The 9,319-nt window shown below is 52.9% G+C and carries 6 protein-coding genes and 2 pseudogenes; 6 read left to right on the top strand and 2 right to left on the bottom strand.

The window, feature by feature from the left end; genetic code table 11:
* The coding region (locus KQJ19_RS20355; RefSeq protein WP_216404054.1) for a YncE family protein at positions 1-582 on the top strand (582 nt) is incomplete at its 5' end.
* Between the two features lie 136 nt (positions 583-718).
* Positions 719-940, top strand: coding sequence for a YgdI/YgdR family lipoprotein (locus KQJ19_RS20350; protein ID WP_003020157.1), 222 nt, complete (start codon positions 719-721; stop codon positions 938-940).
* Between the two features lie 41 nt (positions 941-981).
* Here the strand turns inward: KQJ19_RS20350 and ansP are convergent, their stop codons facing one another.
* A complete protein-coding gene (gene ansP / locus KQJ19_RS20345; RefSeq protein ID WP_003833088.1) occupies positions 982-2,424 on the bottom strand; it encodes an L-asparagine permease in 1,443 nt (480 codons plus the stop codon).
* A 280-nt stretch (positions 2,425-2,704) separates the two neighbouring features.
* Positions 2,705-4,246, bottom strand: coding sequence for a PAS domain-containing methyl-accepting chemotaxis protein (locus KQJ19_RS20340; RefSeq protein ID WP_047498614.1), 1,542 nt, complete (start codon positions 4,244-4,246; stop codon positions 2,705-2,707).
* 516 nt (positions 4,247-4,762) lie between these two features.
* Between KQJ19_RS20340 and KQJ19_RS20335 the strand changes: the two genes are divergently transcribed.
* The 4 genes and pseudogenes from KQJ19_RS20335 to KQJ19_RS20320 form a co-directional block, all read left to right on the top strand.
* Complete coding sequence (locus tag KQJ19_RS20335) at positions 4,763-5,761, top strand: MsnO8 family LLM class oxidoreductase (RefSeq protein ID WP_141875197.1); 999 nt, start codon at positions 4,763-4,765, stop codon at positions 5,759-5,761.
* Complete coding sequence (locus KQJ19_RS20330) at positions 5,761-6,882, top strand: amidohydrolase (RefSeq protein ID WP_094761323.1); 1,122 nt, start codon at positions 5,761-5,763, stop codon at positions 6,880-6,882. The genes KQJ19_RS20335 and KQJ19_RS20330 overlap by 1 nt, the downstream gene beginning before the upstream one ends.
* Positions 6,883-6,907: 25 nt before the next feature.
* A pseudogene (locus KQJ19_RS20325) lies at positions 6,908-9,166 on the top strand (NtaA/DmoA family FMN-dependent monooxygenase).
* Positions 9,167-9,176: 10 nt separating this feature from the next.
* Positions 9,177-9,319: pseudogene (locus tag KQJ19_RS20320) on the top strand (GNAT family N-acetyltransferase); the annotation flags it as partial.

The following is a 9,319-nucleotide window of genomic DNA, read 5'->3' as shown; positions in this document are numbered from 1 at the left end:
GGTAAAGAGAGCGTGATTTGGGTGGTGGACGGTGATGCCATTACATTGAAGGACACCATTCAAAATACCGGCAAAATGAGCACCGCTCTGGCTGTCGACAGCAAGGCTAAACGCCTGTACACCGCCAATGCGGACGGTGAATTCATCACCATTGATACCACCACCAACAAAATTCTCAGCCGTAAAAAGCTGCTGGATGATGGAAAAGAGCATTTCTTCATCAACCTGAGCCTGGACACGGCGGGCAACCGCGCCTTTGTCACCGACTCTAAAGCGGCGGAAGTGCTGGTAATCGACACCCGTAATGGCAACGTCCTGGCAAAAGTCGCCGCGCCGGAATCCCTGGCCGTGCTGTTTAACCCGGCGCGTAACGAGGCCTACGTGACCCATCGTCAGGCCGGCAAAGTGAGCGTGATCGACGCGAAAAGCTATAAAGTCGTTAAAACGTTCGAGACCCCAACATTCCCGAATAGCCTGGCGCTCTCCGCCGACGGTAAAACCCTGTACGTGAGCGTGAAACAGAAGTCCACCCGCGAGCAGGAAGCCACCCAGCCGGACGATGTTATTCGTATTGCGCTGTAATTAACCGGAGGGGGAAACCCCTCCTGTCACTTCTCTAAATCCCCCGATACGCCTCGTTACACCCCGCCAGTAGCCTGACCCACTTCAGGGACTTACACTACGCCCTCAACGGCTAACTGAATAACACGGGAATACCATGAAAAAGCCATTTATCTGTCTTTGTGCAGGCGTAATGCTGTTTACATTGGCAGGATGCACCACCGATTACGTCATGACGACCAAAAGCGGACAAACCATCACCACCCAGGGTAAGCCAAAACTGGATAAAGACACGGGAATGACCAGCTATACCGATCAGGATGGGAATGCGCGGGAAATTAACAGCAACGACGTAGCGCAGTTGATTGAAGCGAACTAAAAAAGAAGGCCTGAAGGATTAACCTGTCAGGCCTTCTGCCGTTATGGCGCGGTGCGGTGGATCTCTGCAACGCGTTTACGCACGCCGAACCAGCCCGCGACCAGCAGGATGGCAATCAGCGGTAATGACGCGATGGTATAGGTGCCATTTGGATAGTCAAACGCCATCAATACCAGTACGCTCAGCAGGAACAGCAGCGTTAACCACGAGGTAAACGGTGCGCCCGGCAGTTTAAAGCTGACGTCTGCCGTTTTACCTTCTTTTATGGCCCGGCGCAGACGCATCTGACAGACCATGATAAATCCCCACGACGCAATAATGCCCAGAGACGCAAAGTTCAACACGATCTCAAACACCTGTGACGGCACCAGATAGTTCAGGAATACCCCAACGACATACACGACCAGCGTGGCGAGGATCCCGGCCCAGGGCACCTGTTGACGGCTCATTTTAGCCATGAATTTCGGTGCTGAACCGCCCATCGACATGGAGCGTAAAATACGCCCGGTGCAGTACAACCCTGAGTTAAGGCTGGAAAGCGCCGCGGTGAGCACCACAATATTCATGATACTGCCAATGTACGGCACGCCCAGTTTGGAAAAGAAGGTCACAAACGGGCTTTGCCCCGCCTGATAGGCGTTCCAGGGCAGTAGCAGAACCAGCAGCACGACAGAACCCACATAGAACAGACCAATACGCCAGATAACGCTATTGATTGCTTTTGGCACCATCGTTTGCGGATCTTTGCACTCACCGGCGGCGGTACCCACCAGTTCAATAGAGGCAAAGGCAAAAACCACACCCTGTACCAGTACCAGCGCAGGCAACAAGCCATGCGGGAAGAAGCCGCCGTTGTCGGTAATCAGGTGAAAACCCGTGGCGTTACCATCCAGCGGCTTTCCGGTACCTAAAAAAACGGTACCTACCACCAGGAAGATCACAATTGCCAGTACCTTAACCAGCGCAAACCAAAACTCCATCTCCGCGAACCATTTCACGCCGATCATGTTCATGGTACCGACAATAGCCAGCGCGCCGAGGGCGAACACCCACTGCGGCACGTCGCCAAACGCGCCCCAGTAGTGCATATACAACGCCACCGCGGTGATATCGACAATGCCGGTCATCGCCCAGTTGATGAAGTACATCCAGCCAGCCACATAGGCGGCTTTCTCACCTAAAAATTCACGGGCGTAGGAAACGAAGCTACCGCTGGAAGGGCGATGTAAAACCAGTTCGCCGAGCGCGCGCAGTATAAAGAACGAAAAAATACCGCATACCAGATAGACCAGCGCCAAAGCCGGGCCGGCCATCTGCAGGCGTGCGCCTGCCCCTAAAAACAACCCGGTACCAATTGCGCCGCCAATGGCGATCATTTGTACCTGTCGATTGCCCATCGCTTTGTGATACCCCTCTTCGTGAGCATTCAACCAGCGTCGTTTCGCCGCATGTTGTTCCGCGGCTTGCGTGTTGTTTGTGTTCATTACGATTCCTGTTGACCTGACAAAAATACAACATCCTTTTTGCCGCACCTGCTGCGGCGAAAACAGCCTTACCCTTCATTGTGTTACGGGGGAAAACTGCCGGCCGAGCATCCTACATTCAATTGATTGGTTCCGCAAAGCCCCGGTAACAAGAATTCAGCATTTTTATGCAGCCGGTACTGGCGCGGTGTGGCCTCGATTCAGCCAATAAAAGAGAAGGGCGTTTATACCTATAGAGGAGTGCGCTTATCGAGGCATTCACCCAATAAGCGCCGTAACGTTATGCCGATACGCCAAAGACCTGAACGGCCTGCTGTAAGCGTGATGAACGCTGGGTCAGATCGGCGGTGGCGTCGGTGACGCGCTCCACCATCTCGGCATTATTGTGTGTCATGGTGCCAACGCGTGAAATTGAATCGTTAATCAGATCCAAAGCCTGGGTTTGCTCACGCGTGGCCAGACTAATGTCTTTGATCATCATCGACATCTGCAGTACATCCCCAATCATCCCGGTGAGATGCGTTTCTGTTTGCTCCACCATTTTGACGCCGCTATTAACATTGGCGACGTTCTTCTCAATAAGCTGTTTGATCTCTTTTGCCGCAGACGCCGAGTGTTGGGCCAGATTGCGGACTTCTGCCGCGACAACGGCGAAGCCACGCCCGGATTCCCCGGCTCGCGCGGCCTCAACCGCGGCATTAAGCGCCAGAATATTGGTCTGAAAGGCGATGCTGTCGATCACGCCAATGATGTCAACGATCTGCCCGTTGTCACGCGATATCGCCTGCATCATGGCGATAGTTTGTTTCATGATATCGCCGCCTTCTGCAGCGTTGGCGCTGGTTTTATCGGCCATGGTCATGGTATGTGCCGCCGTTTCAGCGGTTTGTTGTACCGCGCTACCAATTTCTTCAATGGCCGCAGCGGTTTGTTGCAGGTCGGCAGAGGTTTCTTCTGAACGCTGATGCAGCGCCGTACCTTCTTTTGACACCCGCTGACTGATAGCGCGAATACCGGAAATTTGCGTACTGACGTCATCGACCAGAGAACTCAGATTAAGTCCGGACTGATTAACCAGTCGCATTAGCATTCCGATCTCATCCACCCGATTTAAATGACAGTTATCAGGTTTACGTCCGGACACCACTTTCTTCATTTGCGTCAGGAGCGTATTAACTGGCTGACAAATTTGATACTTAAGGTAAATAGCCAGCGCCAGAAATAACACCAGCAAGCCCCCCGACTGAATAAATGGATTAAACGGGGCGAAGATAAATAACAAAGCGAGCAGGGCCGTCACCCCTAAAGAATAATTGACGCGCTGGCTGATATTCAGCCATTTAAACATGGAAGTCCATGCCAATAAGCCGCGACGAATGATAATCCCTTTAAAAAGTCGAAAGCCTTTAAACTGCTGACTATTCATTTTTTGGTATAAACTTTCGCTGTGAGTTATTTCATCACGCGAAGGAACGGTACGCACCGAGATGTAACCGGTGAGTTTTTCATTGTGCCAGACCGGCGTAACGTTGGCGCGAACCCAGTAATGGTCACCATTTTGGCGGCGGTTTTTCACCATACCCGTCCAGCTGTCTCCCTGCTGTAGCGTGTACCACATATCGGCGAATGCAGCGGGAGGCATGTCAGGATGGCGAATAATATTATGCGCTTCGCCCATTAATTGATCTTCGTTAAATCCGCTGGCATCGATAAAAGCAGAGTTAGCGTAGGTAATATGACTTTCTTTATCCGTCGTTGAAAGCAGCGTCGCTTTGTCGTTAAGTGCGTGCTCAATTTGTGTAACGGGCATGTTACTTTTCATAGAGGCCCCATAATGATATGTATAATCCATACAAAAATTCCCGCAATAAAATCGGGAGGAATATTAAAAAGCCGTTTTAAACCGTTTTAATAAGAAACGCTGCATTCTCTACTAATCATCATTTCTGTGGAAGTATTTAAATTAAAAAATCTCTGTGGAATATTCATTCAGGGTCATAAAACTGAAACAGTTTATACAACCGCATAACGTTTTAAGTCATTTAACCTGACTTAACGTAAATCGCGTTAAAAAACGTTTTCGCAAAAAGAAAACTGGCATGAAATGATTTGGATGTTATTCCCGTGAGACCAACGACCCTATTATATTTTGTAGGCCATACATTCCGCGTGTTTTCAGTTTCGTGTTCCGACCAGTACAAGGCGATCCGAATTTTAACCCTGACAGCGTCAGGGCTGGTTATCTACTTTTTAGCTGAGCAAATGTGAATTAAATGTTTCTGCATGGTTATCTGATAATTTAATAATAATGACATGTTAACAAGCATAGGCCCGTAACATGTCATATCGCCTGAGTATTCTGGATAAAAGCCCCCTCGGGGAAGGTGAAACCGCCGCGATGGCGCTTGCCCGGACGTTACGTCTGGCGCAGCAGGCAGAAGAGTGGGGATACCATCGTTTCTGGATCGCGGAACACCATAATACGCCACAGCTGGCCAGCCCATCACCGGAGCTGGTGATTGCCTGGATCCTCGGGCAAACCCAGCGTATTCGCGTAGGCTCCGGTGGCGTCATGCTGCAACATTACAGCCCGTACAAAGTGGCGGAAAACTTCAATCTTCTGGCCTCGCTGGCACCCGGGCGTGTCGATCTCGGCGTAGGGAAAGCCCCTGGCGGCTTACCACTGTCGACTCGGGCACTACAGCAAGGAGTGCATCAGGATGAAAAAGGCAGTTTTGCCGACCAACTTTCCCAGCTTAACGACTGGCTGACGCTGAGCGGCACGGAAAGCGGGGAAACAGTATTTCCGACGCCAATCCCACCGATACCGCCGGAAGGATTTGTCCTGGGAGCCAGTGTGCAAAGCGCACAGTTAGCAGCGCAATTCAATTGGCATTTTATCTTCGCGGCACACCTCAACGGTGACCGCGCGTTATTGCGTGACGTTTTGTCCTTCTGGCAGGCCCACAGCGCACGTCCGACGATAGTTGCCGTCCAGGTGATTGTGGCTGACAGTAACGATACCGCCGCGCAGCTTGCGGAAAACGTGCAAATCTGGGGCGTGGAGCTGGAGAATGGTCAACGTGTCACGGTAGCCAGTGAAGAGCAGGCGCTGGCATTCGCCGCGCAGGCCGGCAGTCCGCCACGCAAAATCGCGCGTCGTGAGCAGGCGTTGTTACACGGCACGGCTCAGGAGGTGATGGCAAAGCTGAATGCCCTGCATACGCAATTTGGCATTGAGGAGTTCATTATCGACACGCCAGTGGCGGAAGGTCACGCGCGGCTGACATCGCTGCGGTTGTTGGCGCAAGCCCATAACGCCGTGGAGGTGCTCTGATGACTCTGGCCTCAACGCTTATCAACTGGCGTCGTGAATTACACCAGCACCCGGAACTTTCCCTGCAAGAGGTGGCAACGACGGCGCGCATTCACGCCTGGCTGCACGCAGCGGACGTCGAGATTTTGCCGTTCGACCTGAAAACCGGTCTGGTCGCGGAAATCGGGCAGGGAGAAGAGGTCATCGCGCTGCGAGCAGATATCGATGCGCTACCGATAGAAGAAAGCGCCGATGTGCCGTTTCGCTCCCTCACACCGGGAGTGATGCATGCCTGCGGGCATGACGTCCACACCAGCGTCATGCTGGGCGCCGCGCTGCTGCTTAAACAACAGGAAACACACTTACCGGGTCGAGTACGTATTTTGTTTCAGCCCGCTGAAGAGAGTTTCGGTGGCGCAAAAACGCTGATCCGCGCCGGTGCGCTGCACAACGTTGCGGCTATTTTTGGCATGCACAATGAGCCAGGTTTACCAGTGGGGGAATTTGCCACACGCGGCGGCGCGTTCTATGCCAACGTCGATCGCTTCGTGCTGCGTATTAATGGCAAGGGCGCACATGCGGCGCGTCCGCATGAAGGCAGAGATGCCATCCTGCTCGCCAGCCAACTGGTCACGGTGTTGCAAAGCGTTGCCAGTCGCGACGTTAACACACTGGATTCAGTGGTGCTTAGCGTGACCCGGATTCAGGGAGGAAATACATGGAACGTGTTGCCAGAATCCGTTGAGCTGGAAGGGACGCTCAGAACGCACCGGACTTCGGTGCAACAGCAGGTTAAAGCACGGGTTAATGACATCGCCGCCGGTTTTGCCCACGCCTTTGGCGCACAAATCGACGTTATCTGGCATGCGGGGCCGACCGCGTTGGTAAACGATGCTCGTTGGGCCGATATCGCCACCGCCGTGGCGAAACAATCAGGCTACACCACCCATCATGCCGACCTGCATATGGGCGGCGAGGATTTTGCTGTCTATCTGCAAAATACGCCTGGCGCATTTGTCAGTATTGGCAGCGCCAGTGAATACGGATTACATCACCCGGGCTTCAATCCGGACGAACGTTTAATTGAACCTGCCGCGCATTACTTTGCACAGCTAGCAAAAACGGCATTCGCACATCTTTAAGTTTACCTGTTGGGTAGGGGTTATTATGGCTGAAAATCGGCAACTACGGCTCGGCACTATTCTGCATGGCGCAGCGGGAAATATGTCCGCATGGCGTCATCCGGCGGCGCAGGCCGATGCCAGTATTAATTTTGATTTTGTCAAAGAGACGGCGCTTATTGCGGAAAAAGGGAAGCTGGATTTTATTTTTGTCGCCGATGGTCTGTATATTAATGAAAAATCAATCCCACACTTTTTAAATCGCTTTGAGCCGCTGACGGTATTATCTGCTTTGGCCAGCATTACCCAAAATCTGGGATTGGTTGGCACGGTATCCACGTCATACAGCGAGCCGTTTACTACCGCACGGCAGTTCGCCAGCCTTGATCATCTCAGCCAGGGGCGAGCCGGATGGAACGTGGTCACGTCACCTCTGGAGGGTTCGGCAAAGAACTATTCCCGTGCCCAGCATCCAGAACATGCCCTGCGTTATCGTATCGCCGATGAATATTTACAGGTGGTGAAAGGACTGTGGGATTCCTGGGAAGATGATGCTTTTACCCGTAATAAGGCAAGCGGAGAATTTTTTAATCCGCAAAAACTGCACACGCTTAACCATCATGGAGATTATTTTCAGGTCGCAGGGCCGTTAAATATTGGGCGCACGCCACAAGGCCGTCCGATTATATTCCAGGCGGGCGCTTCACAGGATGGTAAGAAATTAGCGGCGCAGCATGCCGATGCTATTTTTACCCATCAGGAGTCGCTGGCGGAGGCCAAAGAGTTCTATCAGGATGTAAAAAGCCAGTTGGCCTCCGCCGGGCGACATCCCGAACAACTGCATATATTCCAGGGCGTCAGCGTGATTGTTGGCGACAGCGCTGAGGATGTTGAGCAGCAGTATCAGACTACCGCTGCGCTGGTCTCTATTACCGACGCGCTGAACTACCTGGGCCGCTACTTTGAACATCATGATTTCGCCCAATATCCACTGGACGCACCGTTCCCGGATTTGGGTTCCCTTGGACAAAACAGCTTTCGCAGTACGACTGATGAGATCAAACGCAACGCGCGTGAGCGTGGCTTAACGCTACGCCAGGTTGCTCTGGAAGCGGCCAGTCCACGGCCACGTTTCAGCGGTACGCCGCAACAGGTTGCCGATGGTCTTCAGCAGTGGTTCGACGAAAAAGCCGCAGACGGTTTTATCATCCAGGGTGGAACACCAGATACCTTCCCACGTTTTGTCGAACAGGTTGTCCCCGTGCTTCAGGCGCGTGGCCTGTTCCGCCATGAATATCCCGGTACGACCCTGCGCGCAAGCCTGGGACTCGCGACACCTGCAAACCAATTCACACAATAAGAGAAAAACGCTATGCAGAAAAAATCAGTCTTCCTCGCGCTGTCACTGGCTTTCAGCGCTAACGTCTGGGCAAATGATGTGACTATTAACGGTACGGGCGTAAGCCTGGAAGCCAATAAAACGCCAATCAATACGGCAAAAAATCCGCAGGCGATTGCGCAGTTGCCCGCGAACCTGCACCTGGCCGTACCGGGTAAATTCACCGTGGCGATTGCCGGGTTAAGCCAGCCGCCGCTGACCGTCTTTGCCGATGACAATAAGACACTGATCGGCAGCGAGGCGGACATCGCTCGTCTGGTGGCTGACAGTCTGGGGCTGGAACTCAACGTCGTACCCACGTCATGGGAAGACTGGCCGCTGGGCGTCACGTCCGGCAAATATGATGCCGCGATCAGCAATATTACCGTCACCAAAGCCCGCAAAGAGAAATTCGATTTCGCGACGTATCGTAAGGACTCCCTTGGCTTCTATGTCAAAACCGGCAGTAAGCTGAAGAAAATCGAGCAGGCAGAAGATATCGCCGGTCTGCGTATCATCGTCGGTTCGGGGACAAATCAGGAAGCCATCCTGCTCGCCTGGAACGATGAGAACGTGAAGAAAGGGTTGCAGCCGTTTACGCCGGTGTATACCAAAGATGATGCCGCGCAAACCCTGGCTCTGCAGTCAGGCCGCGCCGATGCTTACTTCGGTCCTAACGTTATCGGCGCGTGGAAAGCTGCACTCAACGGTAAAACGCAACGGGTGGGCAGCGTTGATGGCGGTTGGCCAAAAGCGGCACACATCGCTGTGACGCTGAAAAAGGACAGCGGTCTGGTTCTGCCGGTACAAACCGCCCTCAACGGCGTAATTGGCAACGGCGACTATGACAAGGTGCTGAACCGCTGGGGAGAAGGGGTGGAACGTATTCCGCAATCTGAAATCAACCCGGCCGGTTTAGGCGACTAAGGAGGTCATCGTGAGCGATCAATTTCGCGTGGTCTCACCTGAAGCCAGCGAGCTGCAGCCAATTTTGAACGGTCTGTTCGGTGAATATGCCGCCCGCTATGGCGATTATTTTTCTCGCGACGCTGAAGTGGAGCTGACCGAATGGTATCTGGC

This window comes from Citrobacter sp. S46_ASV_140 (assembly GCF_018919545.1).
GTDB lineage: Bacteria > Pseudomonadota > Gammaproteobacteria > Enterobacterales > Enterobacteriaceae > Citrobacter > Citrobacter braakii.
This window is presented reverse-complemented; position numbering and strand designations above follow the sequence as displayed.

Excerpts from the sequence above, each read along its gene's own strand:
- KQJ19_RS20350 (WP_003020157.1), top strand. The coding sequence starts at position 719 with ATGAAAAAGCCATTTATCTGTCTTTGTGCAGGCGTAATGCTGTTTACA.
- ansP (WP_003833088.1), bottom strand. The coding sequence starts at position 2,424 with ATGAACACAAACAACACGCAAGCCGCGGAACAACATGCGGCGAAACGA.
- KQJ19_RS20340 (WP_047498614.1), bottom strand. The coding sequence starts at position 4,246 with ATGAAAAGTAACATGCCCGTTACACAAATTGAGCACGCACTTAACGAC.
- KQJ19_RS20335 (WP_141875197.1), top strand. The coding sequence starts at position 4,763 with ATGTCATATCGCCTGAGTATTCTGGATAAAAGCCCCCTCGGGGAAGGT.
- KQJ19_RS20330 (WP_094761323.1), top strand. The coding sequence starts at position 5,761 with ATGACTCTGGCCTCAACGCTTATCAACTGGCGTCGTGAATTACACCAG.